Annotated in this window: 13 protein-coding genes, 1 riboswitch and 2 other annotated features; of the genes, 10 read left to right on the top strand and 3 right to left on the bottom strand. The window is 37.5% G+C overall.

Annotated features, from left to right (window positions below):
* Window positions 1–165 precede the first annotated feature (165 nt).
* The 4 genes from AB1471_RS08285 to AB1471_RS08270 all read left to right on the top strand — a co-directional run bounded on the left by AB1471_RS08285 (window position 166) and on the right by AB1471_RS08270 (window position 4921).
* Window positions 166–1920: an HBL/NHE enterotoxin family protein gene (locus AB1471_RS08285; RefSeq protein WP_367779283.1), complete on the top strand. Its 1755-nt coding sequence runs from the start codon at window positions 166–168 to the stop codon at window positions 1918–1920.
* A gap of 267 nt (window positions 1921–2187) precedes the next feature.
* Window positions 2188–3255 carry a fibronectin type III domain-containing protein gene (locus tag AB1471_RS08280; protein WP_367779282.1) on the top strand — a complete coding sequence of 356 codons (1068 nt, stop codon included), beginning with the start codon at window positions 2188–2190 and terminating at the stop codon, window positions 3253–3255.
* 426 nt (window positions 3256–3681) lie between these two features.
* Window positions 3682–4248, top strand: coding sequence for a hypothetical protein (locus AB1471_RS08275; RefSeq protein WP_367779281.1), 567 nt, complete (start codon window positions 3682–3684; stop codon window positions 4246–4248).
* A 172-nt stretch (window positions 4249–4420) separates the two neighbouring features.
* The gene (locus tag AB1471_RS08270; protein ID WP_367779280.1) at window positions 4421–4921 is read left to right on the top strand and encodes a GNAT family N-acetyltransferase; all 501 of its coding nucleotides are present in this window, start codon (window positions 4421–4423) and stop codon (window positions 4919–4921) included.
* A 232-nt stretch (window positions 4922–5153) separates the two neighbouring features.
* Here the strand turns inward: AB1471_RS08270 and AB1471_RS08265 are convergent, their stop codons facing one another.
* From AB1471_RS08265 to AB1471_RS08255, 3 genes are read right to left on the bottom strand one after another with little or no spacing between them, the layout of a single operon-like run.
* A complete protein-coding gene (locus AB1471_RS08265) occupies window positions 5154–6425 on the bottom strand; it encodes an MFS transporter (RefSeq protein WP_367779279.1) in 1272 nt (423 codons plus the stop codon).
* A 40-nt stretch (window positions 6426–6465) separates the two neighbouring features.
* Window positions 6466–6786, bottom strand: a complete 321-nt coding sequence (locus AB1471_RS08260; RefSeq protein WP_367779278.1) for a DsrE family protein — start codon at window positions 6784–6786, stop codon at window positions 6466–6468.
* A 24-nt stretch (window positions 6787–6810) separates the two neighbouring features.
* Window positions 6811–7461 (bottom strand): ArsR/SmtB family transcription factor, encoded by a 651-nt coding sequence (locus tag AB1471_RS08255; RefSeq protein WP_367779277.1) that lies wholly within the window; start codon window positions 7459–7461, stop codon window positions 6811–6813.
* A 623-nt stretch (window positions 7462–8084) separates the two neighbouring features.
* Window positions 8085–8218, top strand: a riboswitch (FMN riboswitch).
* A 117-nt stretch (window positions 8219–8335) separates the two neighbouring features.
* On the opposite strand from AB1471_RS08255, the gene ribD reads away from it, so the two are divergent.
* The 6 genes from ribD to dapF all read left to right on the top strand — a co-directional run bounded on the left by ribD (window position 8336) and on the right by dapF (window position 14843).
* Window positions 8336–9427, top strand: a complete 1092-nt coding sequence (gene ribD / locus AB1471_RS08250; protein ID WP_367779354.1) for a bifunctional diaminohydroxyphosphoribosylaminopyrimidine deaminase/5-amino-6-(5-phosphoribosylamino)uracil reductase RibD — start codon at window positions 8336–8338, stop codon at window positions 9425–9427.
* Between the two features lie 6 nt (window positions 9428–9433).
* Entirely contained in the window at window positions 9434–10087 is a 654-nt protein-coding gene (ribE, locus tag AB1471_RS08245) for a riboflavin synthase (protein WP_367779276.1), read from the top strand.
* Between the two features lie 12 nt (window positions 10088–10099).
* A complete protein-coding gene (locus tag AB1471_RS08240; protein WP_367779275.1) occupies window positions 10100–11293 on the top strand; it encodes a bifunctional 3,4-dihydroxy-2-butanone-4-phosphate synthase/GTP cyclohydrolase II in 1194 nt (397 codons plus the stop codon).
* Window positions 11294–11305: 12 nt separating this feature from the next.
* A complete protein-coding gene (gene ribH, locus AB1471_RS08235) occupies window positions 11306–11776 on the top strand; it encodes a 6,7-dimethyl-8-ribityllumazine synthase (protein ID WP_367779274.1) in 471 nt (156 codons plus the stop codon).
* Window positions 11777–12103: 327 nt separating this feature from the next.
* Window positions 12104–13396 carry an NCS2 family permease gene (locus tag AB1471_RS08230; protein WP_367779273.1) on the top strand — a complete coding sequence of 431 codons (1293 nt, stop codon included), beginning with the start codon at window positions 12104–12106 and terminating at the stop codon, window positions 13394–13396.
* 448 nt (window positions 13397–13844) lie between these two features.
* Complete coding sequence (gene dapF / locus AB1471_RS08225; RefSeq protein ID WP_367779272.1) at window positions 13845–14843, top strand: diaminopimelate epimerase; 999 nt, start codon at window positions 13845–13847, stop codon at window positions 14841–14843.
* A gap of 115 nt (window positions 14844–14958) precedes the next feature.
* Window positions 14959–15199: a binding site (T-box leader), on the top strand.
* Window positions 15200–15228: 29 nt separating this feature from the next.
* Window positions 15229–15448: a binding site (T-box leader), on the top strand.
* The last annotated feature ends 37 nt before the right edge of the window (window positions 15449–15485 follow it).

Here is a 15485-nt window from a genome sequence, read left to right as displayed (position 1 = left end):
TTGAATTCAAACATAAGTTGTTTGGAATCGCATCACAAACTGTCATCAGAACAGTCGGTTTATATTTCTTTCAAATGATTTATTCACCAGAATTTTTTTAGAAAGTATTATCTCGTGACAGATAATACTCTCCTTAGCGAACATTTTTAAAGGAGGAGAACACCAATGAGGAAAGCACTTTTGAGAAAAATAGTTCTAGCTATGTTTTTTTGCAGTTTAATATCTACCATGGTTCCGGGAAACATAGGTATTGCAAATAATGAAAGGTCATTAACAACCCCCAGGGAGCTCGAAAAAGTATTAAGTAACTTCGATAGTGATTTGGAATTACTGGAGAACTATTCAACTTTGATTCTATCGTATCAAGATCTATCTTTACCCAAATCCCAAAATAGCCTATCCAATTCTCTTAAGGATCTCATGGGTGAGTTAGGTGATGACGACGAGTCGATTGCGGAGATAGCTGACTTTTTAGACGACGTCTCTGATGGAGTGGATAAGGTTAATGAAATCCTGCCAGAATACCAAAGGTCGGCTAGAAATAATGCTCGAGTATGGATGTATAATGTATACCCACAGTTATTTGAGACGATTAGGTTAGTTATTGAGTATGCTGAGGAATTTGATGAGTCATCTCGGGAGCTATACGACCTTATTCCTGAAATCGAAAAAGATGATGACCAGGCAAAAGAAAAATTTGAGGGGATTCTAAACGATTTATTGGGCGGTATCGAAAGTAAACGCCCAATGGTAGAAGAGGTCGTATCTACTTTACAAGCTTTTCGCTCTGTCGTCCTGAACGACGCGCAAAATTTAGGAGGTGTTCAAGATATTTTGGATGATTTTACAAATCAGGGGGGAGGTGTCGTCTCTTCATTTTGGGATGTGTATGATGATTTGGATGCTAAGGAGAAGGCCTATAGGGAAAACGGTGATAGAATATTGAGAATTTCTGGTTCCTGGGAGGCTGCTGAGCCTTATTATAAGAAGGAAGATGCAGTGAAGGATTTTAAACCGCGTTGGGGCAGTTTTGCAAGTGATTTCGAGTCTCAACATGGAAATATAAGCAGTTTGCTTGATGAAATAAGCCCGATTGTTCAAATGGTGTCCGATACCACGAACATTCTTCAAAAAAATATCGTTGGTGGTTGGGAAGAGTTAGAAAGTCGGGTTGGGGGATTAATACGCGGGATCAATTGGATAGACTCAGACTTCCTTGACTTATTAGAGGAGGATTTGGATCTTGCGGTTGGAAATTGGAGAAATTTAAAAGATGTAGCAGAATCACTCCAAGCCTTCGAAGACCCTCGTGATGATAGACCCGATCCGCCAACCCTTGACTATATAGGGATCTATTATACGACATTCACCTCTATCGGGATAGAATGGTCCAATGAGGGGGATACACCCGAAGAAGTCGAAAAATGGATTATTTACCGCGATAACATGGAAATTGCAACGATTGAGGATTATAAAGTAACACAGTATAAAGATGAGAATTTATTTCCGAATGAAAAATATACGTACCGTGTTCAGCCAGTTAATGTTTTAGGGGACCGTGAGGAAGACCGAACGGAGATTTCATTCTCGACAAGAAATCTTTACCCCCCTGAAAATATAAAAGACATCTCGAGAACATCAACTACGGTGACCCTTGAATGGGACCCGGCGCCTACTTTTGACGGTGTAACGTTAGAATATGATATTTATCAAATGGAGGGCAATAAAGTTATTGGCTCAACAACAGAAACGAATTTTACAGTTGAAGGGTTAGAGCCTTCTACTAACTATGCTTTTACGGTTAAAGCCAGAGAAGAGAACCGATCCTCAAGATTGGATAGTATACTGATGGTACAAACAGCCCCTACGGAAAGAACACTTGAAAATTTTGTTATCAACACTGAGGTCATTAGTAATTAATATATTTTTTTAGTTCTGATGCAAAAACATTTTGATAGAGACATAGTTTTCCAATTTATGATGCGGTTCCAAACAACTCTTGTATGAATGTAACTTCATTTCGAACAGGCTCCATCTTTTTCGGTCTGTAGGTGAATCACTTCGAGCGATTGAAGACCCTTGTGATGTTCGATCGAAACCACCAAGGCCGCCTGGGGATGGGGTTATTCAACGTAACTACTTCAGAGCTAAACAATATTCTTTGTAAAAGAAAGGAGAAAGTTCACTATGAACAGAGTATTTGTAGTGATGCTTATTTTATGCTTGATGTTTACAACAAATCTAGGTAATAGGGCTATGGCACATGATGGAGAAGCTAATGTGGGGGCGCTTCTTGTAAGCCCTACGGTAGAGGTAAAAGGTTTTGATGTTGATTATTTAGATAATGGATATGTAGACATAGAGGTAAACTGGCCAGTTTTTGGAGGATCTTCGAATTATAAAGATCTTAAACTCACGTTAATTCGTAATGGGAAAGAAGAAAATTCGATTTCCATTTCAGGTGATGAAAAAACTTATGCCCTTAGGAGTTTAGTGACTGTTGGTGAGACTTATAGTTTTCAAGTGAAAATAAAAGGAAAACAGAAATGGTATCAGAATATTGGTTTCAAATGGGTTAACTATGAAACCGTAAGCAATGTGATTACAGTGGATGACGTTCCTCCTGTCTCTGATCCTAAACCTGTTGATTTTGAAGTTACAGATGTTACAGAATCAACGATATCTTTAAAATGGGAATATTCACCTTATTGGTATGTGAATAATTTTTTTGAATTTATTATTGTAAACGGTGAATGTGTCATACCTCAAGGTGTGAAGTATGAAAAAAATGCATGCGAAGAGTATGGTTCTACACGAAACCAAGACATCAAACTTAATAATCTTGATGGGACGTATGAGTTTAGAGTAATGCCAATAGGTGCAGACGGATATGTACAAGCATTAAGTGATCCAATAGTTGCAAGAGTCGGTTTTTCAACAGAGATAAGGGTGTATGCAGGAGAGAACTTTTTGGGGGTGTATGAAAAACTTCCCGAAATTGTTGATGATGAAACAGGAGAAAACATTATAGTTGAATTCAGAGACAGAGAAGGAGAAACCTCGACAGATTATTTCACCTTTGGGATAAGTTATGACAGATATATAGGTAATCTTGTCATTCATAATGAAGACTATGCAGATAAAAGTAAATTGGAGGAGTTGATTTCTGCTATTCTTTCGTTAAACGAACAAGAGGGGAGGGAAATATTTAGTAGAGCTGAGATTGAAGAAGGACCCACTAACACAGAAGATTAAAATATTTATCGTTTCCGGTATTTGTGCATTAAAAGTAGCTATAATATGTGTGCTTTTGTAGATGAAGTAATATAATGCCACTGGTCTTGTGAGATATGATCCATTTGACCATACGAATAAGTATATTAGTAGTAATTTCTATTTGATAGGATGGTGTTTTTCAGGGAATTACAAGTAAACCAAAGTTAAACCCTTTACAAAACACTGATTTATCAAACATAATAGGATTACAATCGAATCTGAAATGTTTCAGGGAAGCTTTATATAATAGAGTTATCAAAAGCAAGCGCTTAATCCCTTGATATATAAGGGATTAAGCGTTTGTTCCTTCCAGTCGATTTTCTTTCTTATTCGAAGTTAAAATAAAAAAGATTCCTATAAGTGAAAAATTTACTTTTAACTCGATAGAATTAATGAGGTGAAAGCATGGGAAGAAGATATTCAGAATATGTAAGTTCAATAAAATATTTTAAAAAACGTTATGGAAATTTAAATGGGAAAACTATAACATATCAAAATAAAATTAAAGAATTAATTAAAGTTCATCATACCCATGATGAAGTAAATGATTTGTTTAAAAAAATTACTACTGACTTGGAGATTAATGAGTCTACAAAGCATTTTATTGGTATACCAAATATCATCCTTGCTTCATTGATTGCATTTATTCCCACATTTGTACTTGCATATATAACTAGCAAAACAACATCACTGTTTCAATATGCTAACAAATTACTAGAGATTAACCTAAAAGAATATGAAGATAAAGAAGCGGCTTTAATTTATACAAAAGAACTTCATGAATCAGTTGATGGATTTAGCGAAGTATATAATATCTTTTTTTATTATATGATTTGTTTTTTTATCATTTCAATCTTGATTTTTGGAGCAGGATATTACTCCTTTTTTAGAAAGAAATCCAATATTTATTTATATAGGATGATCTTAGAAGAAATTATATCTGAGAAAGCAAAAGAACATAATAACAGTTAAGCTTTTATATTTAACTATCGAATTCTTTTGAAGGGTACAACACGGTTTAATATTAAGAAAATTTTCATCTTCTTTTTGTGCAATTTGCATTACAATGTGATTATCTCATTTAGAATATTTCACATGTTGCTTTTTATAGTGTTGGGGACAAAAATAGTGGGGGTAAAAGAACATGAATTGTAGACTAGCAACTGTGCAAGACGCTATACATATTTATAATATAAAGAAAGATCTAGTAGCCAATACAAACTTTTTTATCACAATTCCACCAGAATTAAATTCTCAAGAAGAAGAATTTTTGATGAAGAGAAATTTTGATAATGGAGGGGCTACCTTCGTTATGGAAGATGAGAAAAAATCAATTGTAGGATTCATATTCTTATCCAAAGGTTCGAGACAAAGAGTTTCTCATGTTGTAAATATTGGGATGGGGGTTAAGAGAGAAAATTGGAGTCAAGGAATTGGAACTATTCTATTGAATACAGGTATAGAATGGGCTCAAAAAAACTCAGGGATAAAGAAATTAGCTCTTGGAGTATTCTCAAATAATCCTAGAGCTATAAAACTATATGAAAAACTTGGTTTTAAGGTTGAAGGTGTTAAGAAAGATGAAATTAAGTTAAATGATGAAAATCTTGTGGATGATATTCTTATGGGGTTAAAAGTTAATTGAAAATTTAAATTAATTGTTAAAGGAGATTATTATGAAACATATTTGAATTACTTATTACTCCAGAATTAGTTGAGTATATAAAATTGTAAAAGATAATATCAAAAAAAATGACAATATGGATAATAATGATAACATTCAAACACCAGAAGCTGCGGTTGAATGGGCTGAAAATATCGGGCCATCAACTTTGAACATCGTGTGTAACAAAGTTATTCAATTTTTTAAAACTCTATTATGCTCTACCTCTACGAGACCAAATCACAACAGGTATAAGAACTAAGGATAAAAATCCTCCACTCAAAGATAATGTAGCATAACTTGTATTAGCTACTACCATTCCCGAAAGAGCACCGCCAGAAGCTCCTGCTAATGCAATAAAAACATCAAGTGTTCCTTGTGTTTTCGCACGTGTTGAAGGCTCTGTAGAATCAACTATTTGAGCAGTACCACTAATTAAACCAAAGTTCCATCCCAATCCAAGTAAAGAAAGAGCAATTACTAACAGAATCATTGAATCACTTGGTGCGAATGCTGCTAATAAGCCAGCGAATAACAATGTAATACCCGAAGCTATGCTCATTGCTGTTCGACCAATTTTATCAACAAGAATACCTGTTACAAGTGAAGGTAGATACATTGAACCTATATGAAATCCTATAACAATTCCGACTTCAGCTAAACCATGACCATGATGTTTCATATGGACTGGTGTCATGGTCATAATTGCAACCATTACAATTTGAGTTAGAACCATAACCGTTGCACCGACTGTAAGACCTTTTTTATTTATTGTTTTATCAACAGAATCCGATTTATTTCCATGCTCATTTTTTTGTTTATAAGCTGCTATCCTTTTTGCAATATTTAATGGATCGGGACGCAACATAATAAAAAGTACAAGTCCTGCTAAGATAAATGCTGTAGCTGATAAAATAAATGGACCTGCAAGAGCCGGAACACCAATGGAAAGAGCAAATTTACCCATAATTTCTACTAAATTCGGACCTGCAACAGCCCCGAATGTTGTCATAGCCATTGTAGTACTGATTGCAGTTGCTCGTTGTTTATTGTTTGCTAAATCAGTCCCTGCATAACGAGCTTGTAAATTTGTTGCAGTTCCTGCGCCATAAATTAGGAGAGAAGAAAATAAAAGAATTACACTATTCATCATGGCAGCAATCACAACTCCAATTGCTCCGAGTCCACCTACAATAAAACCTGTCGATAAACCTGTACGACGTCCATAACGTTGAGAAAGTTTTCCTACGATTAAAGCTGCTCCTGCTGCCCCTAAAGTAAATAAAGCTGACGGAACTCCTGCATAGGCATCAGTTCCAAGCATTTGTTGGGCCAAAAGAGCACCTACCGTAATCCCTGCCGCAAGTCCCGCCCCACCAAAAATTTGTGATAGACTCACAACAAACAACACTCGTCTATATAATTTTTTTAGCTTTTCTGGTGAATCTATATAACTGTCGATTGAATCTTGTTCTTTACCGAACACTTATAAACACCTTCTTATATTTATTGATTTATCTTGATGATTAAAACGTAACCATTTTGTCAGCCCATTCTACAACCTTAATACAATCATCCATTGTAGAAATCGGACATGAAGATGTTTTATCTAGTAATCTCGATTTTAAACATGTTCCGCAAGCCAATAGTTCACCCATTAATTCCTCAAATTTATTCATTTCTTCCTTAACTTTAAACCTTGGATGTTCAATGTTTTCACATTCAACGGCTTCACCCATTAGAAAAATTTTGACTTCATGTTCTTTCATTAATCCAGCATTAGCAAATCGAAAAGCATTCCACGCTTTCTCAGGCTCTTTTGTCTCCAAAATGATCCCTAATTTCATTTTTAATCCCCCGAACTAATGTAATTATTTCGTTAATTGTTGCCATTCTCTAACACCGTCTTCCAATCGAAATGCAGTAATCCCTTTTGCCTTCAGAATTTCCACTGCTTCTGCCGACATTAAACAATAAGGTCCTCTGCAATAAGCAACTACATTACAATTGGCTGGCAAAGACGAAAGTTTATCTTCCAATTCTTCGATAGGAATAGAAACAGCACCAGGAATATGAGCCTTTTCATATTCTTCTTTCAATCTTACATCCAACAGTAAAACCTCACCTTTATCCATTCGATCTTTAAGCTCTGAAAGAGTTATCCCTTCTATACCAAGTTGATTATTTAAAAACTCTTCTTTTATTTGTTGTACCTGCATATGCTGCTTTTCTGATAATGCATGCAATGAGTTTAAAAAATCAGAAATTACTTCATCCGCTAGTTCGTATATGACGTAGTTTCCTTCCTTCTTAAACTTAACTAACCTCGAATTGAAAAGAGTTTTCAAGTGTTGAGATACATTAGCAACAGACATGGTTGTAATTTTTGCTAAAGCATCCACAGACTTAGGACCTTGTGATAAAAGGTCAAGAATTTCCAATCGTTTAGGGCTTGATAAACTTTTCCCTATCCTTGCGAACTCTTGATATAATAAGTCCTTTAAATTTCGTTCATTAAGCATGTAAAAGCCCCTCTCAACTATTCAATTAATTTATTGAATAGTAGAATTCTAATCGTAAATATAGTCTATGTCAATTACTTCTTCTTCAACAAACCTGCTTACTTTAGTTGTATAATTTCAAAACAAAATGAAATTTTTAAACGACTTTTTATTTTTTAAACAACTTTATTATCTCTGTACAAAAAAGCCCTACAGATTATCAAAATGTTAATCTGTAGAGCTTTTTCATTCACTGGTAAATCCATTGGTAATGTACGGTAAATTCCTTGGCGAACATTGGTAAGAAATATGTCAATGGTGGTAAAATCTAATGGCTGTAATCAAACAATGAACAATTATTAGATATCAGTTTCTGTAAGTACATCAAATTTTGTGCTTTCTCGTCCCCAAAAACAAAAATACCTTTTTGAACTAATGTTGTACTAATTTAATTAAAAGAAACTGTCAGAAGATATTTGGTGTACTTACAGTATTCATTATTTATAGTTAAAATAAATTCATATCTTCGACTTCATCTATCCACTCGGAAATTATCAGTTTTCATATAAACGACAGGTAATCCGAAGACAAAAACCTTTACAAAACACTGATTTATCAGACATAATGAGATTACAATCGAATCAGTTATCCTTCGGGGAGGGTGTAATTCCCTACCGGCGGTGATGGACCTCGGTCCTCAGTCCGTGACCCGGCGATGCCGGTGGATTTGGTGAAATTCCAAAGCCGACAGTGAAAGTCTGGATGGGAGAAGGAAGAAGCGATTAGGTGAAAAAATTGTTCACTTAAACGCTTATTTATCTATGCTTTCATCGCCCCCTACAAACGATTATAGGGGGCTTTTTTGTTGTCATCCAAAAAGAAGAAAGGTGATAGCATGGATCAAAAATGGATGAAGTTAGCTATTGAAATGGCGAAAAGTACAATGGGGCAAACGTCTCCAAACCCGGCAGTTGGAGCGGTTGTGGTGAAAGATGGCCGAGTGATTGGGATGGGTGCACATTTAAGAGCTGGAGAAGGGCATGCTGAAGTAAATGCGTTAAAGCAAGCAGATGACGAGGCACGAGGAGCAACGATTTATGTCACGCTCGAACCTTGCTCACACTTTGGGAAAACGCCGCCATGTGCAGAATTAGTTATTGAAAAGGGAATAAAGCGAGTGGTGATTGGTTCGGCCGACCCAAACCCGATCGTTGCTGGTAAAGGAATTGCTCGTCTGAAACAAGCTGGAATTAACGTGGTGGTTGGTGTTTGTGAAGAAGAAGCTCGCTCATTAAATGAATTTTACTTTTATCATGTTGCAACACAAACACCATTTGTCACACTTAAAGCAGCAATGACATTAGATGGCAAAATTGCGACAGAAACAGGAGATAGTAAATGGGTCACATCACCTGAAGCAAGAGAGGATGTTCATTTAGATCGACATCTTCATGATGCCATCTTAGTTGGGGCAAACACAGTAAAAGCGGATAATCCATCTCTCACGACTAGACTGCCCAATGGAGGAGTTTCTCCGATTCGAATTGTTTTAGATACAGCATTATCAATAGGGGATCATTCCACTATTCTAACGGATGGATGCGCGCGGACTTGGGTGATTTGTGGAAAAAGCGCATCTAAAGAACGAGAACAACTAATTACGAGACACAATCAAGTATGGATTATTCGTATGGCTGAAGAAAAAATTCTATTGCCAGAGCTATTAAAAAGACTTGGCGAAGAAAAAATTCATTCTATTTATGTAGAAGGTGGAGCCAAAGTGCATGGAGCATTTTTGGACCAAAAGCTAGTAAACCGATTGGTTATGTATATCGCACCAAAAATAGTAGGCAATGGGCGTGCTTTCTCTGTCTTTAATGGTGCAGGTGTATTGAAAATGGATGACGCCTGGAAACTTTCAATCGAATCAATGCATACGATTGGACCAGACATTAAAGTAACAGCTCTTTTGCAAGAAAGAAGGTGACGATGATTGTTCACAGGCATTATTGAAGAAGTTGGTTCTGTTGTTTCAATGACACGTGGGAGCGAGTCGATGGTGTTAACAATTAAAGGACCAAAGGTAGTAAGTGACGTTCAGCTAGGCGATAGTATTTCTGTAAACGGTGTTTGTTTAACGGTAACAGAATTCACTGATCAAACGTTTTCAGTTGATGTGATGCCAGAGACTGTTAAAGCGTCTACATTGCATCAATTAAAAACCGGTTCTCGCGTTAATTTAGAACGTGCGATGGCAGCAAATGGTCGATTTGGAGGCCACTTTGTCTCAGGTCACATTGATGGTACTGGAACGATTATTTCCCGTAAACAAAAAGAAAATGCGATTTACATTTATATTGAAATGGATCCGACTCTCATGCCTTATTTTATAGTGAAAGGTTCAGTTGCTGTTGATGGTACTTCATTAACGGTTTTTGACGTAGAGGATACGGCAATCATGATTTCACTAATCCCTCAAACAGTTGATGAATCAATTGTTGGGTCGAAAAAAATGGGTGATCGAGTCAATATTGAATGTGATATGATCGCGAAATATATTCAGCGTTTCCAGCAGCCAGGTACTACGCAGCCTAAGAAGAATAGCGTTGACGAATCATTTTTACAAAAACATGGTTTTATGGATTAGGAGGATGACGTTATGTTCAACCGCATCGAAGACGCATTAGAAGATTTAAAAAGAGGGAAAGTAGTCATTGTCGTGGATGATGAGGACCGTGAAAATGAAGGTGACTTTATCGCTTTATCAGAAGCCGTCACTCCAGATATAATCAATTTTATGATAACAGAAGGCCGCGGACTTGTGTGTGTGCCGATTACTGAAGAGCGTGCAAATGAACTAGAGCTAAAACCGATGACAGACAGGAATACAGATTCACACGGTACGGCTTTTACTGTGAGTGTTGACCATATTGAAACGACAACGGGAATTAGTGCCCCCGAGAGAGCATTAACGGTACGAGAGCTAGTTCATTCAAGTGCAACTGCAACAGATTTTAACCGTCCAGGTCACATCTTTCCGCTTGTCGCAAAAAAAGGGGGCGTACTAAAACGTGCAGGTCATACAGAAGCTGCGGTTGATCTTGCTGTGTTAGCTGGTTCAAAGCCATCGGGGGTCATTTGTGAAATCATCAAAGAAGATGGCACGATGGCACGCGTACCCCATCTAGTAGAAATCGCTGAAAAATTTGATTTAAAATTGATTACCATTCAAGATTTAATCGCGTATCGACGCAAGAAAGAGAAGTTGATTCAACGTGAAGTGGATGTACATATGCCAACAGAGTATGGAGAGTTCCGAGCCGTTGCCTATACAGAAACGTTAACAGGGCAGGAACATGTGGCGCTTGTAAAAGGAGATATTTCTTCCGTTGATTCAGTACTCGTACGCGTTCATTCAGAATGCTTGACAGGGGATGTGTTTGGTTCCCATCGTTGCGATTGTGGTCCCCAGCTTGCTGCAGCACTTTCTCAAATTGAAAAAGAAGATCACGGGATTTTGCTGTATATGAGACAAGAAGGCCGTGGCATTGGACTCGTTAATAAACTTAAAGCATACAAGCTTCAAGAAGAGGGGTTAGATACAGTTGAAGCAAATCATAAACTTGGATTTGCTGCTGACTTACGAGATTACGGGATAGGCGCTCAAATCTTAAAAGATCTTGGTGTCACAAAAATGCGTATTTTAACGAATAACCCTCGTAAGATTGCGGGGGTAAATGGTTACGGGTTAGAAGTTGTTGAACGTGTATCGATCCAAATGCCCACAAAAGAGCAAAATGCAAAATATATGGAAATTAAAAAAACGAAGCTTGGACACATGCTTAATCTTTAGGAGGTCGTATTGATGAAAAACATTTATGAAGGACATTTAGTTGGGACGGATTTGAAAATAGCGATTGTGGTAGGTCGTTTTAATGAATTTATTACAAGCAAATTACTTGGTGGTGCAGAGGATGCATTGAAACGTCATGGTGTAAACGATGAAGACGTATCTATTGCATGGGTGCCAGGGGTATTTGAAATCCCGGTCGTTGCGCAACGTTTAGCGAAGTCAGGTAAGTATGATGCAGTCATTACACTAGGTACAGTCATTCGTGGTGCAACACCTCATTTTGAGTATGTCAGTGGAGAAGTTGCAAAAGGTGTAGCAAACATTGCTCTAAATGAAGGACTACCAGTCATTTTCGGCGTTCTAACGACAGATACAATTGAGCAAGCAATAGAACGCGCAGGAACGAAAGCAGGGAACAAAGGCTGGGAAGCTGCAACCGCTGCGATTGAAATGGCAAGCTTGTTTAAAAAAATGGATGTATAAGAGTTAGGAGTTTCAAAAGAGCCAGTTACCACGACTGGCTCTTTTCTAATTGTTTGGCTTGGATACTATATTTATGTGTGGATAAGCTAAACATGGAGACATTCTTCCTCTAGTACAAGTGGCTAGTCCCTCTATGGTCTCCTTACGCTGTAAAGTAGACAAAGAGCACCTTATTCTTACCTTAGCTAAACAGGCTGCGTTGCACTTTTGTGCTGAATATTTTAATGACAATGCTCACTTAGTGCAGTATAATAACTCTTGGTGGCTGACCTCACTTTTGAGGTTGAGCGGGTAGGGAGAGGGCGCTTGCAAAGGCAGGCAATTATTATGAAAGTAGTAGAAAGAATGTTTGGTTTAACGAGTCATCAAACTTCGTTTAAACAAGAAGTAATGGCTGGGGTTGTTGGGTTTTTCACGATCGTTTACATCGTAGCGGTCAACGCATTGATTTTATCTGAATCGGGGATGCCGTTTGAAGGAGCTGTGATCGCGACGATCGCAACATGTGCACTTGGGTGTATTATGATGGCCTTTATCGGAAATACACCGATTATTTTGGTCCCAGGAATGGGAATCAATGCGATGTTTACGTACACACTTGTTCATGCAATGGGCTTTACATGGCAAGAAGCACTCGGAATAGTAGCGATATCAGGCGTTTTGCTTATTGTTGTTGCATTTACGAAGCTATCAACGATTTTGAGTGAAGCCATTCCTCAATCGTTGAAGGATGCAATTACCATAGGACTAGGTTTTTTTCTACTCCTAATCGGGCTTGAAAAAGGATCGCTCGTCACACAAGGAGACCACTCACTGATCGCCATTGGTGATTTTGCAGAACCTGCTGCAATCGCAACGATTCTTACGTTTTTAGTAGCGATTGTGCTCTTTGTTAAAAACGTTCCTGGACATTTTCTTTGGACGATCTTATTTGGAACTGCACTTGCATTTATCATGAATATCGAACCTTCAAATGCAACACAAATATCGGTCACAAGTGAATCCGTTGTTTGGTTTCAACTCTCTTTTGAAAAATGGCTAGAAATACCTTTTTGGATCGGCATTTTTTCTTTAACTATGGTGCTGGTTTTTGAAAATATCGGCTTAATTCATGGGCACGTATCGTTTATAAAACGACCAGAAGCGTTTAGTCGATCACTTAAAGCAAATGCATTGTCTGTATTAAGTTCAGGTTTCTTGGGCACGAGTCCGACTGTTGCGACAGTTGAGTCAACCGCTGCTATGGCTGCAGGAGGTCGTACGGGTTTAACGGCTTTAACTACCGGTGTATTATTTATCGCTTCTGCGCTGTTTATCCCTTACATGGGATTCATACCTGATCATGCGATTGCACCGATTTTAATCATTATCGGCATTTTAATGATTCAGCATATGAAACATTTGAACTTAGAAGATTTCACTGAGTCAATTCCAGCCATTATGTTGATTGTGATGATTCCATTTACATTTAGTATTGCAGACGGAATCGCAATTGGCTTTATCCTTTATCCATTTATCAAATTCATTACGGGGAAGGCGAAGGAAGTAACGAAGACTCTGTACATTATTGCAGGGCTGTTTTTACTTTATTTCATCCTTCACTTTATGCCGTTTATATAACGAATACACTCAAGAAGTAACCACTTGAATAAGAGGTGGTTGCGTCTTGAGTTATTTTTTAAAATTAAAAATTCAAAAAAGTTCAAAAGTATACCTGTTATTAAGTATCTATTCATTTTTTGTCTTGCTGAAAAAGTATGTGGATGTATTTTCAACAATTTTTCTTCAGATGCTAGCGATTAAATCAACTCATGATATCCCGCCATCCATTTTGTCATATAATAAATTGAGGCAGAATTTATATCGAACCGAATAAGATAACGGCCCTATTCTCCACATTTCTCTACTCGATTCTAGATCAAAATAAAACTGAGAATCCTCAAATCTCTTAATCACTAACCTATGTATGTATATACAGCCATGTTGTAGGAAAAGATTTCTTGCGGAAAAAAATATTATATGGCAATCTTAAATGATTACTGTAGGATGCTTTTAGGGGGAAACAGAAATGAACATAAAGGTAATTAAATGTCATGGTTCAAGCAATGATTTTATTATACTTGATGAAACGCTTTTAGAGCATTCATTCAATGATACAGAACGCGCTCAATTAGCTAAGTCACTATGTAATAGGCAACATTCTATAGGAGCGGATGGGGTGTTATACATCTCATCAAGCAAAACAGCACACGCAAAAATGAGCGTGTTTAATTCCGATGGATCAGAAGCTTCAATGTGTGGCAATGGATTGCGTTGTGCAGCTCGTTATATCGCTGAGCGTGATGGTGAAACCAAATTTGTTGTTGAAACAATGAAAGCGAATCTTACAGTTGAACAAGTCGAGTCGTTGTTTGGAACGATTCCAACGTATGCTGTTGAGATCTCACCTATTCTATTTGATCTAGACGCACTCCCGCTTGCTCTCTCTTCAAATGATCTCATCAATCAACCTGTATTGGATTGGCACCCAGATCTTGCGTTTTCAGCTGTCGCTGTACCGAATCCACACTTGATTTCGACGGTCACAGCAGAGGTGCTTACGAGTGATGTTCAACAAACACTTGCAGAACAATTTAATTCACCAAACCCATGGTTCAAAGATGGCGTGAATGTAAGTTTTGTCGTTCCTCTTGATAAGGATGAAATTTTTGTTCGAACGTTTGAACGAGGGGTTGGTTTTACCAATGCATGTGGTACGGCAATGTCTTCGTCAAGCTTAGTACAAGTTTTGTTAGGTCATAGCGAACCTGGTCAATCCATCGATGTTTATAATGATGGGGGACGAGTGAAATGTGTGATTCACCGCGAGAATGACGATTATAAACGAATCGATTTGATTGGCAATGCGACCTTTACTGATTACTTTGAACTTGAAAATAAAGATGTTTCTCCTTTTGCATTTTCAATTGTCAAACATACGAAAACAGATGAAGAAGATACGTATCAAGTAATGGCTCGCCGTGCGAAAGAACATATTCTTGCGCATAATCCTGGATTATTGTCTTAACTCATTCTAAAGATACATGTGATCTTTATTTGTGGGTATAGTCGTCGTACCAAAGTAAATATTTATGATTGACATTATTTTTTGAATGGACTACTATAATAAACAAATTGAATCTTTTAACGCGATGATGAAGAGTAGTAGTATGAGTGTCTTTTTTAGAGAGCTGGTGGATGGTGCGAACCAGTAAAGGCATTATATGAATGGACTTCTGAGCATCTTGCTGAACCTTTTATTGGTGTAGGCGTAGACGGTTCACGACCGATAATAGTGGTAGAGAGCGTATGACATGCTTCTACAATGAGTGGGTTTATTTTTTAACCAACAAAGGTGGTATCACGGGTCTTCCCGTCCTTTATTAGGACAGGAAGGCTTTTTTATATTTAAATAATAATCGAAGACTGGGAAGAGTAGAATAATGAGCGCTGATCAGAGAGCCTGCGGGTGGTGAAAGCAGGACAGTGCAGTATTTGAATGGGCCCGTGAGAGTTGCTTTGAATCGAGTAGGAGCAAACGAATAATCCACGTTACAGGATTTGGCGATACGTCAACGAGTGGGAGCATATGCTCTAACGTGAGGTGGTACCGCGGGTCAACCCGTCCTCCGTACAGAAATTTTTCTGTGCGGAGTTTTTTTATGCTAAT

It is taken from the genome of Jeotgalibacillus marinus, assembly GCF_040801915.1.
In the GTDB taxonomy this organism is placed as follows: Bacteria; Bacillota; Bacilli; order Bacillales; family Jeotgalibacillaceae; genus Jeotgalibacillus; species Jeotgalibacillus marinus.
The sequence above is the reverse complement of the archived record's forward strand: the minus strand, read 5'-3'. Positions and strand labels throughout refer to the sequence as shown.

What these genes read in the sequence shown, in the direction of transcription:
- AB1471_RS08285 (WP_367779283.1), top strand. Translation starts at nt 166, where the DNA reads ATGAGGAAAGCACTTTTGAGAAAAATAGTTCTAGCTATGTTTTTTTGC.
- AB1471_RS08280 (WP_367779282.1), top strand. Translation starts at nt 2,188, where the DNA reads ATGAACAGAGTATTTGTAGTGATGCTTATTTTATGCTTGATGTTTACA.
- AB1471_RS08275 (WP_367779281.1), top strand. Translation starts at nt 3,682, where the DNA reads ATGGGAAGAAGATATTCAGAATATGTAAGTTCAATAAAATATTTTAAA.
- AB1471_RS08270 (WP_367779280.1), top strand. Translation starts at nt 4,421, where the DNA reads ATGAATTGTAGACTAGCAACTGTGCAAGACGCTATACATATTTATAAT.
- AB1471_RS08260 (WP_367779278.1), bottom strand. Translation starts at nt 6,786, where the DNA reads ATGAAATTAGGGATCATTTTGGAGACAAAAGAGCCTGAGAAAGCGTGG.
- AB1471_RS08255 (WP_367779277.1), bottom strand. Translation starts at nt 7,461, where the DNA reads ATGCTTAATGAACGAAATTTAAAGGACTTATTATATCAAGAGTTCGCA.
- ribD (WP_367779354.1), top strand. Translation starts at nt 8,336, where the DNA reads ATGGATCAAAAATGGATGAAGTTAGCTATTGAAATGGCGAAAAGTACA.
- AB1471_RS08240 (WP_367779275.1), top strand. Translation starts at nt 10,100, where the DNA reads ATGTTCAACCGCATCGAAGACGCATTAGAAGATTTAAAAAGAGGGAAA.
- ribH (WP_367779274.1), top strand. Translation starts at nt 11,306, where the DNA reads ATGAAAAACATTTATGAAGGACATTTAGTTGGGACGGATTTGAAAATA.
- AB1471_RS08230 (WP_367779273.1), top strand. Translation starts at nt 12,104, where the DNA reads ATGAAAGTAGTAGAAAGAATGTTTGGTTTAACGAGTCATCAAACTTCG.
- dapF (WP_367779272.1), top strand. Translation starts at nt 13,845, where the DNA reads ATGAACATAAAGGTAATTAAATGTCATGGTTCAAGCAATGATTTTATT.